We start from the raw sequence: 15,668 nt of genomic DNA, 5'->3' as shown, positions 1-15,668 counted from the left end.
AAACAGCCCCCCGCTTTTTTTGTGGCCCTTGCGCGCCTGCGCCCGCGCGCGACCGGACCCGGCCCCGCGACGCAGACGGACCGCGCCCGGGCGCCGGGGTCAGGCCCGCCGCTCGGTGTCTTTCTGGTCCACGAGCGCGTTCTGGAGAAGCCGATCCTCCTCCTCCTGCGCTTTCTCGGCCATCAGCTTCTTGATGATCTTGCGGATCTCCCGTTCAAATTCCTCGCGCTGCTCATCGGGCATGGCCTCCAGCTCCTCCTCGGAGACCCCGAGCTCCTTCAGGGCCTGCTCGCGGAACTGGGCCGCATAGCGCTCGGACACATCCATTTCCTGCCGGTCCAGATAGGCATTAATTTCCTTCATAGCGTCGATGGCCTTTTCCCGCTCCCCGGCGCTCATGGTGGCCAGGCGGTGAGCCAGACGGGCCTCGGCGGGACTGAGGGCGGCCCCGGAGCCCGGATCGCCCGACAGGGCCATGATCCTGGGCCCGCCCATCATACCGGTCACCACCGCACCACGGGCGGCCTTGACCACCCGCTCCAGCTCGGTGTCGCGCGTGTCCTTGTGGATGTTCAGGGGCTGGGACGGGCCACTGCCCGGTTTTTTTGGGGGGGCCACCTCGGTGAGATCTATGATTCCAGAGAGGGCTTTGAGCATGGGGTCACCTCCACAATCAGGGGTCGTTTCAGGATGGAGATGCAAATGGCGTGCCATAATGATGGCCCTGCCCCCGGGGCCCGCCCCCCCCCCCCCCGGACGGCAAACACCCGGCCGTTCGCCGACCGGGTCCACACTCCGGCACCGGGAGGCCCGCCCCCCGCGCGCACCCCGCCCGCCGGGTCGGAGTGAGGGGCAGACGCCAGACACAAAAACGGGGGTGTCCGAAAACACCCCCGTCCCACTCCGAAGCCAGGCGCTGCCCGGCCCGCAACCGATCACGGCTCCGGGCCCGACCCGAAGCCGCCGTGTTTATTTCCCGCAGATCCGGGACAGATCCCGCACCGCGCCCTTGTCCGCACTGGTGACCATGGACGCGTAGACCTTCAGGGCGGTGGACACCGCGCGCTGGCGGGGCTTCGCCGGGGTCCAGGCGTCCGCGCCGCGGGCGAGCTGGGCCTTGTGGCGGGCCTCCATTTCGGCGTCCGAGACGACAACCCGGATCGAGCGCCGGGGGATATCGATTTCCAGAGTGTCCCCCTCCTCCACCAGCGCGATGGGGCCGCCGTTCGCCGCCTCGGGAGACACGTGGCCGATGGACAGGCCGGAGGTGCCGCCGGAGAACCGTCCGTCGGTCAGCAGCGCGCACGCCTTCCCCAGCCCACGGGACTTGATGTAGCTGGTGGGGTAGAGCATCTCCTGCATGCCGGGTCCGCCGCGGGGGCCCTCGTAGCGGACAACCACGACGTCGCCGGCCTGGATGTCACCGCCCAGAATGCGCGACACGGCCTCCTCCTGGCTTTCGCACACCCGGACCGTGCCGGTGAACGTCCAGATGGACTCGTCAACGCCCGCGGTCTTCACGATGCAGCCATCGGGCGCCACGTTGCCCGTGAGCACCGCAAGGCCGCCGTCCTGCGAGAAGGCGTGGGCCCGGTCGCGGATCACGCCCGAGGCCCGGTCCGTATCAAGAGCCGTGCGCATGCGGGACTGGGAGAACGGCTCGACGGTGCGCACGCCACCCGGCGCGGCCAGGAACAGGGAGCGGGCCTCGTCGCTGGCGTCGCGCACGATGTCCCAGCGGTCCAGGGCCTCGGCCATGGAGGGGGCATGCACACAGCCGACGTCCGTCTTCAGAAGACCGGCCCGGTCCAGCTCGCCCAGAATCCCGAAGATGCCGCCCGCGTTGTGCACGTTCTCGATATGGACCGTGTTCACCGCCGGAGCGACCTTGCAGATGTTGGGAACGACCCTCGAGAGGCGGTCGATGTCGGCCATGGTGAAGTCAACCCCGGCCTCCTGGGCCGCCGCCAGAAGGTGCAGCACCGTGTTGGTGGAGCCGCCCATGGCGATATCCAGGGTCATGGCGTTCTCGAACGCCGCCTTCGAGGCAATGGAGCGCGGCAGCACGCTGTCGTCATTCTGCTCGTAGTGGCGCCGGGCCAGGTCCACGATGCGGCGCCCGGCCTCCTCGAACAGATCCTTGCGCAGGGCGTGGGTGGCCACCAGGGTGCCGTTGCCCGGCAGGGCCAGGCCCAGGGCCTCCATCAGGCAGTTCATGGAGTTGGCCGTGAACATGCCCGAGCACGAGCCGCAGGTCGGACAGGCGGAGCGCTCGACCGCGGCCACCTCGTCGTCGGAGACGCTCTCGTCCCCGGCCATGATCATGGCATCGATCAGGTCCAGGGCCCGGTCCGAGCCGCCGACCTTCTCGTGACCGGCCTCCATGGGGCCGCCGGACACGAAGATCACCGGAATGTTGAGCCGCAGGGACGCCATGAGCATGCCCGGCGTGATCTTGTCGCAGTTGGAGATGCACACCAGCGCGTCGGCGCAGTGGGCGTTGACCATGTACTCGACCGAGTCCGCGATCAGGTCGCGGGAGGGCAGCGAGTACAGCATGCCGTCGTGGCCCATGGCGATGCCGTCATCGACCGCGATGGTGTTGAACTCCTTGGCCACGCCGCCCGCCTTCTCGATGGCTCCGGCCACCAGCGCACCCATGTCCCTCAGGTGGACGTGCCCCGGCACGAACTGGGTGAACGAGTTGGCCACGGCAATGATGGGCTTGCCGAAATCGGAATCCGTCATGCCGGTTGCGCGCCACAGGGCGCGGGCTCCGGCCATCGTGCGGCCGTGGGTGGACGTGCGGGAGCGGTAAGCGGGCATATTCCTGGACCTTGGGCTGGGGACAAAGGGAAAGCGTCGGGCCGTGTACGGGCGCGGGGATGCGGGCGCGGGGCCGCCGGCGGGACACCGGGTCAGGGCATCCGACCGGAGCAGCGCCCGCGGGCGTCAGGCGGCCGGGCGCTGGTGCTCAAACGAGACCTCGGGAGCCATGGGGCCCTCGGTCACGGGCCCCCGGATCGCAACCCGGAGAGCCTTCAGGGGATGGGCGATGGTGTCGGCCACGGCCGTTGCCTCGAACCCGCAGTGCATCATGCAGTTGGCGCACTTCTCGTAGCGGCCGGTGCCGTAGCGGTCCCAGTCCGTTTCCTCCATGAGCGCGCGGAAGCTGGGGGCCGTCCCCTCGTTCAGCAGGTAGCACGGACGCTGCCAGCCGAAAATGTTCCGGGTGGGGTTCCCCCAGGGCGTGCACTGGTAGGTCTGGTTGCCCGCCAGGAAATCGAGGTAGAGGCTGGACTGGTTGAAGCGCCAGGACTTCTGGCGGCGGCGGAACAGGTCACGGAAAAGGGACTTCGTGCGCTCGCGTCCCAGGAACACGTCCTGGAGCGGGGCCTTCTCGTAGGCAAAGCCCGGAGCCACCGTGACCCCCTCCACGCCCAGGTCGTTGCAGGCGAAGTCCACAAAGGCCGCGGTCTCCTCGACGGCGTGGCCCTCGAACAGGGTGGTGTTGCAGGTCACCCGGAAGCCCCGCTTGCGGGCCTCGCGCATGGCCCGGGTGGCGATGTCGAACACGCCCTCGCGGCAGACGGCCCGGTCATGGTGCTCCCGGTCCCCGTCCAGGTGGACCGAGAACGTCAGGTAGGGCGAGGGCTCGAAGTCGTCGAGGCGACGCTCCAGAAGCAGGGCGTTCGTGCACAGGTACACAAACCGCTTCTGGGCCATCAGGCCCTTGACGATGGCCACGATGTCCTTGTGGATCAGGGGCTCGCCGCCCGCGATGGACACGATGGGGGCGCCGCACTCCCGGGCGGCATCCAGACACTCGTCAACGCTGAGGCGCTTTTTCAGGATGTCGTCCGCGTAGTCGATCTTGCCACACCCGGCGCAGGCCAGGTTGCACTGGAACAACGGCTCGAGCATGAGCACAAGCGGATAACGCCTGTTGCCCCGAAACTTCTGTTTCAGAAGATAGGCACCGATCCGGGCCTGCTGGATAAGGGGAACGCTCACGGCTGGTGTCCTTGTCGTCCGCTGGGTGGGTGGGCCCCGTCGAATGACGGAAGGGGCAGTGGTCTCCGGAACCCCGAAGACCGGACCTGCCCCGCCCGGAAAACCTTATGAAACGGCCGTCAGGCGATGGACCTGCGGCGCTCCTCCTCCTGGAGAAGGCGGGGGAGTTTGAACTGGGTCTGCTCCTCGACGCCCTCGAGCTCCAGAACCTCGATCTCGCCGAAGTCCTGAAGGCGCTCGACCAGGGCCTGCACCAGGCTCTCGGGAGCGGAGGCCCCCGCCGTCACACCGATGCAGCTCGCGCCCTCGAGCCAGACCGGGTCCAGGTCGCTCGCATCGTCGATCAGGTAGGACGGCTTGCCCATCTGGGCGCCGATCTCGCGCAGACGGTTCGAGTTTGACGAATTTCGCGCCCCGACCACAAGCAGAAGATCCGCATCCTTGGCAATTTCCCGCACAGCGGACTGGCGGTTCTGGGTCGCGTAGCAGATATCCTTGACGTCCGGGCCGTGAATCGCCGGGAAACGCTCCTTCAGGGCCCGGATAATGGCCCGGGTGTCGTCCACCGAGAGGGTGGTCTGGGTCACGTAGGCCACCTGACCCGGATCCTGGATCTCGAGACGGGCCACGTCCTCGGGCGTGCTCACCAGATGGACGCGCCCGGGGATCTGGCCCAGGGTGCCCTCCACCTCCGGGTGCCCGGCGTGGCCGATCATGACGATCTCCCGGCCCTCGGCCGCGTGCTTCTGGCCTTCCTTGTGCACCCGCGACACCAGGGGGCAGGTGGCGTCCACGACGGGGAGACCGCGCCGGTCCGCCTCGTCGACCACGTTCTTCGGAACGCCGTGGGCGGAGAAAATCGTCAGCGCCCCGTCGGGAATTTCCGTCAGCTCGTCCACGAACACGGCGCCCTGGTTGTGGAGGTTCTCCACCACGTGGCGGTTGTGGACGATCTCATGGCGGACGTAGACGGGATGCTCGTAGTACTCAAGGCACCGTTCCACGATTTCGATGGCCCGCGTCACACCGGCGCAGAAGCCCCGGGGCTTGGCCAGCAAAACCCGGAATTTTTTCTTTTCGTTCACAATCAGGGGTTCCTCGGATCGAGATGATGTGGGGAAAAGGCGGGAACCGGACCGGAAATGCGCGGACGACAAAAACAGGTTCCAGACGACATATAGAGGTCACCGGAGGCAAAACGCAAGCGCGTTCGGGTGCCGGACATCAGCCCCGGCGCCCAAAGACGACCCGGCAGGCGGCCTCGAAGGCCTCGTCCGCGGTCATGGCGGAGGTGTCGATTTCCACCGCATCCGCGGCCGCCGCCAGGGGCGCGACGCTCCGTTCCCGGTCGCGCCGGTCCCGGGCCACCATATCGGCCAGAACCTCGCTCTCGGTGACCTCCTGGCCCCGCTGCCGAAGCTCCAGGGTCCGGCGCCGGGCGCGCACCGCGTCGGACGCGGTCACGAACAGCTTGACCCCCGCGTCAGGGCAGACCGTCGTGCCGATATCGCGGCCGTCCAGGACCGCCCCCGCAAGGCCTCCCGGCGGCGTGCGGGCAAAATCCCGCTGGAACTGGAGAAGGGCCTCGCGAACCCCGGGGAACACGGCCACCTTCGAGGCGGCGGTCCCCGCCGTGTCCAGGGACAGGCTCTCGTCCGACAGAAGGGCCGGGTCCAGGGACCGGGCGGCCTCGACGGCGGCGGCCTCGTTGGCGGGATCGATTCCCGCGCGCACCAGGGACATGCCGACGGCCCGGTACAGGCGCCCCGTATCCAGATAGGCAAAGCCGAGGTGGGCGGCCAGGCGGCGGGCAAGGGTTCCCTTGCCGGCTGCCGCAGGTCCGTCGATGGCGATGATCATGGTCAGTCTCTCCAGTACTGGGTCTGCGTTCTGCGAACCGGACCGCCCTGCCCCGGCGCGGAAGCCGGAGACAGCAGCGGTGCGGCCCCGGGGGACCGGAGCCCCCCTGACGCACCGGGAACCGGAGCCCCGGCTTTCCCATGGAAGCGGATCCGGCGGGAACGGCCCCCGGGAAAGCGGGTGCGGCCGGATGGCCTCAGGGCGAGTCGGAAATGTTGGCACCGATGCCGTTCATCAGGCGCGCGAAACCCGGGAAGCTGGTTTCGATGGGCGCGGCCTCGTCGATGGAGACGGGCTCCTCGGAGACCATGCCCAGCACCAGGAACGACATCCCGATCCGGTGATCGAGCATGACAGGCACCCGGGCGCCGCCCTTCGGGGGACGGCCGGTTCCGTGGACGATCAGGGTATCCCCCTCCACCTCCACCTGGACGCCGCACGCCCGCAGGCCGTCGGCCATGCCGGTCAGGCGGTCGCTTTCCTTGACCCGAAGCTCGCCCAGGCCGTGCATGCGCGTGGTGCCGGTGGCGCAGGCGGCGGCCACGGCAAGGATGGGATACTCGTCAATCATGGAGGGCGCACGGGACGCGGGCACATCAATCCCGGTCAGGGCGCTGGTGCGGACCTCGAGATCGGCCACCGGCTCGCCCGTGTCCATACGCTCGTTCAGAAGGCGGATGTCCGCGCCCATCTCCCGCAGGGTGTCGATCAGGCCCGTGCGGTGGGCGTTGATCCCCACCCCCTCGAGCAGCAGGTGGCTGCGGGGCGTGAGAAGGGCCGCAACCAGCGGGAACGCCGCGCTGGAAGGGTCAGCGGGCACCGTCAGGGTCTGCCCCACAAGCTCGGTCTGGCCGGTGACGGACACGGCGGTCTCGCCCTCCGGCGTTTGGTGGATCTCAACCGGCACACCGAAGTGGGCAAACATGCGCTCGGTGTGGTCCCGGGTGGGGATCGGCTCGATCACGGTGGTCACGCCCGGGGTGTTGAGGGCCGCAAGAAGAATGGCCGACTTGACCTGGGCCGAGGGCACCGGCAGGCGGTAGGTCAGGGGAACCGGGCTCCGGGCGCCGGTCACGGTCAGGGGAAGGCGGTTGCCCTCGGAGGCCTGGAACTCGGCACCGAACTGGGCCAGGGGCTCGGTCACCCGGCCCATGGGGCGCTTGCACAGGGAGGCATCCCCGGTCAGGGTCGCCCGGATCGGGTGGGTGGCCAGCATGCCCATGACAAGGCGCACGCCCGTGCCCGCGTTCCCCATATCCAGAACCGTTTCAGGGGTGCGAAGGGCTCCCACGCCCACGCCCTCGACGAACCAGACCGCATCCCCCGAGGGTGTGGCCTCGCGCTCGATGCGCGCGCCCAGCTGGCGCATGGCCCCGGCGGTGGCCAGGATATCCTCGCCCTCCAGAAGGCCGAAGATCACCGTGCGTCCGACCCCGAACGTCCCCATCATCAGAGCCCTGTGGGAGATGGACTTGTCGCCCGGAACCCGAAGCGCTCCGTGCAGGGAGGGGGTCTTCCGGGAAAAAAGCGGTCCCGACGAAAGCGCCGGAGAAGAGGCTGGAGCCATGATCTGATAGCCTGTAGGTGCAAGATTCGAGGACGAAAGAGGCCGCACAGCTGCCACCCCCTTGAGCGCCAAAGCATATCCGGGGCGCCAGCGCGTTGCCAGCGGTTTGCGTGTACCATTTGCTTTTGACAAGACCGGTCGAAAATGGCAATAGCGCCCAAGAAGGGGAATCCTCTCCCCTACACAGATATGCAGCCAGAAAATGTGGAGGACTTAAGCCATGTCAAAACCCGAATGGGGCGTGAAGCGGGTGTGCAACGCCTGCGGAGCGAAGTTCTACGACATGAAGCGCACCCCCGTCGTGTGCCCCAAGTGTGATTCGGAACTTGACCTGGAGGCCCTGAATCGCCCGCGTCGCCCCGAGCGCAAGAAGGCCGCGCCCAAGGTGGTCGAGCCCGATACCATGGCCGATGACGCGGACGTGGATGTGGACGACGACCTGGAAGTGGACGCCGGCGACGACATGGACGATTTCATGGAGGACGCCTCGGATCTGGGCGAGGACGATTCGGATCTGGACGAGGTCAAGGACCACATCGCCTACGAAGAAAACGAATAAAAATCAAAAAGTCCCGGGGGGGAAAAAAATTTTCGAGAGAACGCATTTTTCCCCTTGCGGGACCCGAAAGGAAAGGGTAGAAACCCGCCATCGCCACGGCAGACGGGGACAACAAAAACCCCAAGCCACCGGCGAGACACTGTGGGGCCGTAGCTCAGTTGGGAGAGCGCTTGAATGGCATTCAAGAGGTCAGGGGTTCGATTCCCCTCGGCTCCACCATATCCCTGAAAGGGGATACCCGAAAAAGCCCGATGATCCTGGTTCGCCCGGATGTCGGGCTTTTTCGTGTCCGGACGCCAGAGATCGCCGGACAGCGGGGCTGACAGGACCGCCATCCCGCCCCGGCACGGGCCAGAGCCCGGAACACGGGCCTCCCCGGGCGGACCGGGGCCCCGGGACGCCCCTGCACGCCTCCACGGGCCATTGCGAACGCCTGCGGACCTCGACAGGCCCCGAGGCGGCGGACGGGGCCCAAACGCCCCGCAGCCACCGTACAGCGCCGAATCCCCCACCACAGGGGGCCACAGGGCCAGTACCGACCCCAACACGGCGTGGCAGACCCGGGTCGGGGCACAGGCGCCCCCGCCTGACCGGCACGACGCCGGCTGTGCCGGGACCGAATCCCCACCCCGAACACGGGCACACCGGAACGCCCACCCCATATTCCGGCCCAAACCGACACCGCCCGACCCGCGTTCGGCCGCACACCGGCGCCGGACTCGCCGCCCCTGACCCGACCGGAAACCCGAATCAGCCCGCACAACAGGGTCGCAAACCGCACGTATATCCGAACGGTGCACGGGACTCCCGGCGGCCAGAAACCGAATCGTTTGGAAAAAACGTCCCACCCGCCCGCCCGGCGGGCACCGAATCACCGGCGGCCACATCACCGGCGGCTACGGGGTCGCCCGCCACCTCACAGGCACATCACGGCAGCAGGGGAAGCGGGAAAAAGGGGCCATCGCCCGGCGGGCACCGGCGCGCCGGGGTGTCTGTGGACAGTCGTACCCGGGGCACCGGGGAAAGCGCGCGGCGTGTCACAGTCGCCCCGGGCACAGTGCGCCAGGGCCTCAGGCGTCCTGGTCCTCGGGCTCGGGGGGCGAGATGCGCACCAGCGTGATGCGGTTGCCGGACCGGCGCATGATCCGGAAGCCGAAGCCGTGGAACGTGAAGGAGTCGCCCTCGGCGGGGATCGTGCGTGATTCGCGAATCAGAAGCCCGGCAACCGTTGCGGCCTCCTCGTCCGGCAGGGACCAGTCGAACTCCCGGTTCAGATCCCGGATGGTCACATCCCCGTTGACCAGGTAGGTTCCGTCCCCCTGGCTCTGGACGCCGGGGACAGCCTCGTCGTACTCGTCCAGAATATCGCCGACGATCTCCTCCAGGATGTCCTCGAGGGTCACGAGCCCCTGCAGGCTGCCATACTCGTCGATCACCAGGGCCAGGTGCTTGCGCCGCTGGCGGAACGCCGACAGCTGGCGGAAAAGGGGCGTGGTGTCCGGCACAAACCAGGGGGGCGAGGCGATCGTCATGAGATCCAGCCCCTGTGTGGTGCCGCCGTTCTCCCGCAGGGCCTGGGTCAGGTCTTTCTCGTAGATCACGCCGACGATGTTCTCGGGGCGGTCGCGCCACAGGGGGAAGCGGCTGTAGGGGCTGGTGAAGACAACGTTCGCGTTGTCCTCGACGGGGTCGTCGGCGTTCAGGGACACCACCTTCGAGCGGTGGACCATCACGTCCGAGACGGGAACCTCCGTCAGCTCCAGAATCGAGGTGAGCATGGAGCGCTCGGCCCGGGCGGCCCGATCCGTGCACTCGCGGGTGTGCAGGTCGATGGCCCCGCGCAGCTCGGACAGGGCCTCGGCGGAGGACGTGCCGGACGTCCGCTCGCCTTTCGGGAACATGTAGAGCAGCAGGTACACAAGCCCCTGAAGCACCGCGGTCACGGGCCGCAGCAGCCACACCAGGACCGACATCACCGGCGCCACCTTCAGGGCGATGCCGGTGGTGTGGATCAGGGCGATGGTCTTGGGGAGGATTTCCCCCAGCAGGAGAACGCCCACGGTCATGACCAGGGTGGCCCAGGCCACGCCGCTCTCCCCGAACAGGGAGATGAACAGGCTGGTGGCCATGGCCGAGGCCAGGATGTTGACCAGGTTGTTGCCCAGCAGGATGGTGCCGATCAGGCGCTCGCGGGTGCGCAGCAGGCGATTGACGTTCGAGGCCCGGCGGTCGCCGTGGCGTTCCATCTCGTGAAGCAGGGGCCGGGATGCCGCCGTCAGCGCCGTTTCGGACGCCGAGAAAAAGGCGGACAGGGCAATCAGAACACAAATGATGGAAATTGTCGTGATCACGTGGCTCAGGCCAGGACGGCCTCCTCCAGAACAGCCATGACTGCCGCAGGATCAACATCCCGCCGCAGAACACCCTTTCCGATTCCCTCGGCCAGGACGAAGGTGATGGTCCCCGCGTCCATCTTCTTGTCGTGCGCCATGTGGGCGAAGAGCCGCTCCGCCGACCAGCCGCCGGTGAGAGGCACCTCGGACAGGCGCGTGATCAGGCCCACGTCGTCGAGGTGGGCCCTCAGGCGGGCCAGGTCGGACGCGGGGCACAGGCCCATGCGCACCGACAGGGACACGGCCATGATCATGCCCAGAGCCACCGCCTCGCCGTGAAGCAGCACCTCCCCGTATCCCGTTTCCGCCTCCAGGGCATGGCCGAAGGTGTGCCCCAGATTGAGAAGCGCGCGCTCTCCCGCCTCGCGTTCGTCCGCGGCCACGATGGCCGCCTTGTGAGCGCAGGCGGTCGCGATGGCCGAGGCCCGCTCCTGCGCGCCCCCCTCGAGCACGGCCCGGCCGTTGGCCTCCAGCCAGTCGAAAAAGGCCGCATCCCGGATCACGGCCATCTTCACGATTTCCGCGTACCCGGCACGACGCTCGCGCACAGGAAGAGTATCAAGCGTGGCGGTATCCGTCAAAACCAGACGCGGCTGGTGGAACGAGCCCACCAGGTTCTTGCCCCGAACCGTGTTGATCCCGGTCTTGCCCCCGACCGAGCTGTCCACCTGGGACAGCAGCGTGGTGGGAATCTGGATGAAGTCCACACCCCTGAGGACAATCGAGGCCGCAAAGCCGGCCAGATCCCCCACGACACCGCCGCCCAGGGCCAGAATCGTGGTGGAGCGCTCCACCCGGTGGCGCAGCAGGCTGTCCAGCAGGGCCTCGAGGGTGGGGAAGGACTTGCTGCCCTCGCCGGGAGCCACCACGTGGCTGTCGTGGGCGATGGACTGGGCCTCCAGGGAGGCTTGCAGTGTCTCCAGGTAGTGGCCCGCCACGGTGGCGTCGGTCACGATAAAAACACGGGGCCTTTTGAGAACGGGGCGGATGAGCTCTCCGGCCCGGGGCAGAAGGCCCGAACCGATGTGGATGTCATAGGCCGTCGTCTCCAGCGGAACCCGCAGGGTCTTCATCATGTCCGTTCCTTTTGTTTCGGTCCCCCGTGCTCCCCGGCTTTCAGCGCGGCCAGCGCCTCCAGGACCCGGGCTGTGGTGTGGGCCGGATTCTCGTCGTAGGTATCGACCACAAGGTCCGCCTGGGCGTAGACCGGATGGCGCTCGTTCATCAGACGGCCCAGGGTCTCGCGCACGTCGGTGCCGTTCAGCAGGGGCCGGTGGGTCCGTCCCGCCGTCCGGCCCACAAGCACATCCAGGGAGGCGCGCAGCCAGATGGACAGGGCGCGCCGGGCGATCAGGGCCCGGGTTTCCGCATTGATAAAGGCACCACCGCCGGTGGCGATCACGCAGGGCTCCCTGCGGTGCAGCAGGCGGCTCATGACGCGGCGCTCCAGGGAGCGGAACTCCTCCTCCCCGTAGAGGGCGAAGATCTCGGCCACCGGCATGGCGCTGGCGCGCTCGATTTCCTGGTCCGCGTCCACAAACTCAAGGTCAAGGGTCTTGGCCACCGCCCGCCCGACGCTGGTTTTTCCGGCTCCCATGAGCCCCACAAACACAAGGGACCGACCCGAGACCGGCCGTGACTCCGGATCCGGGTCCTCCGTATTCAAAACTGGGTTCATCAGGCGACGTTGATCCTTTTTCTACAAGCCGCTACACTTCCAAAGAAGGGGACTTTCCTGTCCATACCATGGATGGGCTTCGGTCCTCCAGCCTCAAATCCACTGCCCCCGGCGCGGGCGTGCCCGCCCTGAGCCCGGCAGACGCTCCACCTCCTTCGGGAAAGACAGCCTCATGCGCTTTTTGATCCGCACCCTTGTCGTCGTTGTTCTTCTTGCTGTCGTTGGCTTTGTCGGGGTTCTGATGGTGGGGTCCGGCATGGAGCCGGAAAAGCAGAGAATTGAGAAGATCATCCCCAATGCGCCATGACGGCCGGCCGGATCACGGGGGATCCGGCTCTGCGGCGGGCGTCGCCCCCGGGCCTGTCCAACGGCACCCTTTTATGGAGGGAGCGCGTGACGCCCCGCCAGCGGGCATGGTGCGACCGGAGCCGCGGCCATCGCGCCCGCCGCTGGTGTCGCCGTCCCTGACGCCCGCACCGCCGTCCCTCGCCCCCACACCGGCATCCCTGACGCCCGCACCGCCGTCCCTCGCGCCCACACCGGCCTCCCCCCGCCCGGCGCCGGGACGGGGCCCCCTTCCGGCTGCCCGCGTGGCCCTTGTGGCCCTTGGCTTGGCCCTTGTGGCCCCTTGCCTGCTTCTGACACCGCCTGACGCCGCGGCCCAGGTGTATCTTGTCGCCCCGGACGGGGAGACCGCCTCACGCCCCACCCGGGCCAAACCCTCGGGCGCCACCGGGCCGGAGGGCGCGCCGGAGGATCGCCAGGGCGTGGAGGTGAGGCCCCTGTACTCCCTGGGGCTGGACAACTTCGGCGTTCTGGGCACCGGGCGCGGCGGCTTCGGCCCCCGGGTCTGGGAGGGCATGAGCCGGAAGGATCTGTTCGCCCTGATCGAGGCGATGCCCGTGGGCGTCCCCTCCCCCGCCATGAACGACCTGGCCCGCAGGCTTCTCCTGTCCGAGGGACAGCCGGACGACAGCCGCCCGGGCCCCGGGGCCGGAACACGCACCGGCGTCGAAGCCGTAAACGCCGCCGGCCGCGCCTCCGCCACCCTCGCCCGGAAACCGGGATCCGCAGCCGCGGCCTCGGCCGCACATGGCGCGGACGTCGCCCCGGAAACCGCCGCCGCCACAGTCACCGGCACGGCCACCGGCCCCGGCACCGTGACAGCCGGCCTCCAGGAAACCGGGTTCCTGTCCCTGCGCATCCGCAAGGCCTTCCAGATGGGGTTCTTCGAGGGCGGCCTGTCCGAGATGGTCAGGCGCCTGCCGGAGACCACCCTCCCCCCCGATCTCTTCTTGCTGTCGTTTCGCACCCGCGCGGTGGTGCCCTGGGACGCGTCCTCGGCCTGCGAGCTTCCCGTTCCCGACACCCTGCCCGAGCCCAGCCGGGACGCGATCGCACTGTTCTGCACCCTCTGGGTCGGGGACACCCTGGTGGACCGGGCCCGGATTGATGCCATCCGCGCGGCCCGCGGGCGCGACAGCCTGTTCCTGTACGCCGCCGAGCGCCTGGCCTGGCTGTCCGGCGAGCCCGTCCCCGACAACCCGCATCTCGATGCCCTCGGCCTCAGCCTCATGCAGCGCTGGCACCTGCCCCTGCCCCGGGTGGACCTGGACACCCTGCGTCCCTGGCAGCTGAACGCGGTCGCCCGCAGCTACCAGCCCGGCCTTCAGGGCCTGGCGGCGGCCGAGAAGGCCCGCACGACGGGCGCCCTGTCCTTTTCGGCCCTGGTGCAGATGTACGACGGGACCGACCCGGCGGGCAAATCGGCGGCGCTGACGACCCCCGAGGGTCGGGCCGCCTTTGAAAAGAGGATCCGCCAGCGCTGGACCGGGCGCGGCGTGCGCGGCCCCGACGTGGAGACCATCCGGGAGCTGGCCGCGGGCCTGGCCCGGCTGCGTCGCCAGGACAGCACCGGCTGGCTGGCCTTTGCGGACTGCGTGGCCGCCATCACGGATACGGGCGTCCCGAACCCGGCCTTTGCACCCCACGCCGCCGAGATCGCCCTGGCGCTGTTCGGCGCCAACGAGACCCGCCGCGGGCTGGAGTGGGCCGAGATCGCCCTGTCAAACCGGGAGATCACGCCCTCCGCCCGCCGGGTGCTTCGGGTGCTGCGCGCCCTGGCCGACCGCCGGACCACCGTGCGGACCCTGGGACCGGAGGCCTTCACCTTCAGTGACCGCGCGCCCCTGCCCCTGCCCCCAAACCTTCCGGTGCGCATCGGGCGGCTTCAGGATGCGGCCATCAAGGGGAACCGCGGCGAGACCGCCCTGCGCGCCCTGGATGTTCTGGGCACCGCGGGGGGACCGCTCTTCGCTCCGGCGGATGTTCTCTACGCCACCCTCGAGGCCCTGGAAACCGCCGGGCTGGGCGATGACGCCCGGCGCCTCGCCATCGAGGCCCTGGCCACGCGGGGCCGCTGTGACTGAGCCCGAGGACCGCGATCGCGCCGCACCCGGGGGCGCCTCATTTGGCAGCCTCGCGGACGCCTTTCTGGAAATGATGGCGGCGGAGCGGGGATCCTCGCCGCGCACCGTGGAGTCCTACGGGCGGGATCTGGCGGACTTCGGCGCCTTCCTGCGCGCCGGGCAGCACTCGGCACTCTCGGTGGAGCGCGACAGCCTGCGCGCCTACCTGGGACAGTTGGCCGGACAGGGCCTCTCGCCGCGCACCCAGGCCCGGCGCCTGTCGTGCCTGCGCCAGTTCTTCGGTTTCCTGCTGGTGGAGCGCCACCGCGCCGACAACCCCTCCCTGGGGCTGGACTCCCCGCGGCAGGGGCGCCCCCTTCCCCGGGTTCTGTCAGAGGAGGAGGTCCGCGCGCTTCTGGACACCGCCCGGACCCTCCCGGGGCCGAACGGGGTGCGCATGGTCGCCCTGATGGAGCTGCTCTACAGCACCGGGCTTCGGGTCTCCGAGCTCGTGGGCCTGCCCGCCAGCGCCGTCGCCCGGGATCCGGCGGTGCTGCTGGTGCGCGGCAAGGGCGACCGGGAGCGCCTGGTCCCCCTGGGCGACCCCGCCCGCGCCGCCCTGCGGGACTGGCTCGCGGTTCGCGACCAAACCCTTCCGCGAAGCGAGGCCGCGCGCAAGCGCTCCGCCCGGTTCCTGTTCCCGTCCGCCCGGGGATCCCGGGACGGCCACCTGGGGCGGGACGCCTTCTACCGGGCTCTGGCCGACCTTGCCGCCCGGGCCGGTCTGGATCCGGGGCGGGTCTCCCCCCACGTGCTGCGGCACTGCTTCGCCAGCCACATGCTGGCCCACGGCGCGGACCTGCGCGGGGTCCAGGCCATGCTGGGGCACGAGGACATCGTTACAACCGAAATCTACACCCACGTTCTGGACGCCCGGCTGAAGGCGCTGGTCCACTCGGCCCACCCCCTGGCCGGTGCGGACGACGCCGGTGCCAGCGCGAGCACCGCCGGAAAATCCGATTCGCAGGACGGTGATTAACCGTTTTTCCATATTTTTGTGCCACCCTGAGCAGAATGGCAGTCGAGTCGCTACAACAGAAAACATGCGGCAACGGTCTGTTTTTCAATCGCAAACCGAAAAACCGGCCGTTTCCGGCCCGAAAGTGTAACCTTCCCGGTCACGGTTTGG

Annotated in this window: 13 protein-coding genes and 1 tRNA gene; 5 read left to right on the top strand and 9 right to left on the bottom strand. The window is 68.8% G+C overall.

What is annotated here, in order from left to right:
• Window positions 1-99 precede the first annotated feature (99 nt).
• The 6 genes from IHV25_RS03325 to aroA all read right to left on the bottom strand — a co-directional run bounded on the left by IHV25_RS03325 (window position 100) and on the right by aroA (window position 7,441).
• Entirely contained in the window at window positions 100-657 is a 558-nt protein-coding gene (locus tag IHV25_RS03325; RefSeq protein WP_192533674.1) for a hypothetical protein, read from the bottom strand.
• A 312-nt stretch (window positions 658-969) separates the two neighbouring features.
• Window positions 970-2,826, bottom strand: a complete 1,857-nt coding sequence (gene ilvD / locus IHV25_RS03320) for a dihydroxy-acid dehydratase (protein ID WP_192533672.1) — start codon at window positions 2,824-2,826, stop codon at window positions 970-972.
• A gap of 126 nt (window positions 2,827-2,952) precedes the next feature.
• Window positions 2,953-4,014: an adenosyl-hopene transferase HpnH gene (gene hpnH / locus IHV25_RS03315; RefSeq protein ID WP_192533671.1), complete on the bottom strand. Its 1,062-nt coding sequence runs from the start codon at window positions 4,012-4,014 to the stop codon at window positions 2,953-2,955.
• 119 nt (window positions 4,015-4,133) lie between these two features.
• On the bottom strand, window positions 4,134-5,099 hold the full coding sequence (gene ispH / locus IHV25_RS03310) for a 4-hydroxy-3-methylbut-2-enyl diphosphate reductase (protein ID WP_192533669.1): 966 nt from the start codon (window positions 5,097-5,099) through the stop codon (window positions 4,134-4,136).
• A gap of 139 nt (window positions 5,100-5,238) precedes the next feature.
• Window positions 5,239-5,874, bottom strand: coding sequence for a (d)CMP kinase (cmk, locus tag IHV25_RS03305; RefSeq protein ID WP_192533668.1), 636 nt, complete (start codon window positions 5,872-5,874; stop codon window positions 5,239-5,241).
• 196 nt (window positions 5,875-6,070) lie between these two features.
• The gene (gene aroA, locus IHV25_RS03300) at window positions 6,071-7,441 is read right to left on the bottom strand and encodes a 3-phosphoshikimate 1-carboxyvinyltransferase (RefSeq protein ID WP_192533666.1); all 1,371 of its coding nucleotides are present in this window, start codon (window positions 7,439-7,441) and stop codon (window positions 6,071-6,073) included.
• A gap of 220 nt (window positions 7,442-7,661) precedes the next feature.
• On the opposite strand from aroA, the gene IHV25_RS03295 reads away from it, so the two are divergent.
• Complete coding sequence (locus tag IHV25_RS03295) at window positions 7,662-8,000, top strand: TIGR02300 family protein (RefSeq protein ID WP_192533665.1); 339 nt, start codon at window positions 7,662-7,664, stop codon at window positions 7,998-8,000.
• Between the two features lie 143 nt (window positions 8,001-8,143).
• A tRNA-Ala gene (locus IHV25_RS03290) sits at window positions 8,144-8,219 on the top strand.
• An 851-nt stretch (window positions 8,220-9,070) separates the two neighbouring features.
• Here the strand turns inward: IHV25_RS03290 and IHV25_RS03285 are convergent.
• Genes IHV25_RS03285 through IHV25_RS03275 form a run of 3 tightly spaced genes read right to left on the bottom strand, consistent with a single transcriptional unit; the run spans window position 9,071 to window position 12,071 of the window.
• Complete coding sequence (locus IHV25_RS03285) at window positions 9,071-10,351, bottom strand: CNNM domain-containing protein (protein ID WP_192533663.1); 1,281 nt, start codon at window positions 10,349-10,351, stop codon at window positions 9,071-9,073.
• A 5-nt stretch (window positions 10,352-10,356) separates the two neighbouring features.
• Window positions 10,357-11,469, bottom strand: coding sequence for a 3-dehydroquinate synthase (aroB, locus tag IHV25_RS03280; protein WP_192533662.1), 1,113 nt, complete (start codon window positions 11,467-11,469; stop codon window positions 10,357-10,359).
• On the bottom strand, window positions 11,466-12,071 hold the full coding sequence (locus IHV25_RS03275) for a shikimate kinase (protein WP_192533660.1): 606 nt from the start codon (window positions 12,069-12,071) through the stop codon (window positions 11,466-11,468). The genes aroB and IHV25_RS03275 overlap by 4 nt, the downstream gene beginning before the upstream one ends.
• 172 nt (window positions 12,072-12,243) lie before the next feature.
• Here IHV25_RS03275 and IHV25_RS10535 point away from each other — a divergent pair, with 172 nt between their 5' ends.
• From IHV25_RS10535 to IHV25_RS03265, 3 genes are all read left to right on the top strand, one after another.
• On the top strand, window positions 12,244-12,378 hold the full coding sequence (locus IHV25_RS10535) for a hypothetical protein (RefSeq protein ID WP_274605232.1): 135 nt from the start codon (window positions 12,244-12,246) through the stop codon (window positions 12,376-12,378).
• A 283-nt stretch (window positions 12,379-12,661) separates the two neighbouring features.
• Entirely contained in the window at window positions 12,662-14,500 is a 1,839-nt protein-coding gene (locus IHV25_RS03270) for a hypothetical protein (protein ID WP_192533659.1), read from the top strand.
• Window positions 14,493-15,518 carry a site-specific tyrosine recombinase XerD gene (locus IHV25_RS03265; RefSeq protein ID WP_338048579.1) on the top strand — a complete coding sequence of 342 codons (1,026 nt, stop codon included), beginning with the start codon at window positions 14,493-14,495 and terminating at the stop codon, window positions 15,516-15,518. The genes IHV25_RS03270 and IHV25_RS03265 overlap by 8 nt, the downstream gene beginning before the upstream one ends.
• Window positions 15,519-15,668 lie beyond the last annotated feature (150 nt).

Origin of the sequence: Phaeovibrio sulfidiphilus, assembly GCF_014861485.1 — a bacterium.
In the GTDB taxonomy this organism is placed as follows: domain Bacteria; phylum Pseudomonadota; class Alphaproteobacteria; order Rhodospirillales; family Rhodospirillaceae; genus Phaeovibrio; species Phaeovibrio sulfidiphilus.
Note: the sequence above shows the minus strand (reverse complement) of the source record. Positions and strands in the feature narration are given on the sequence as shown.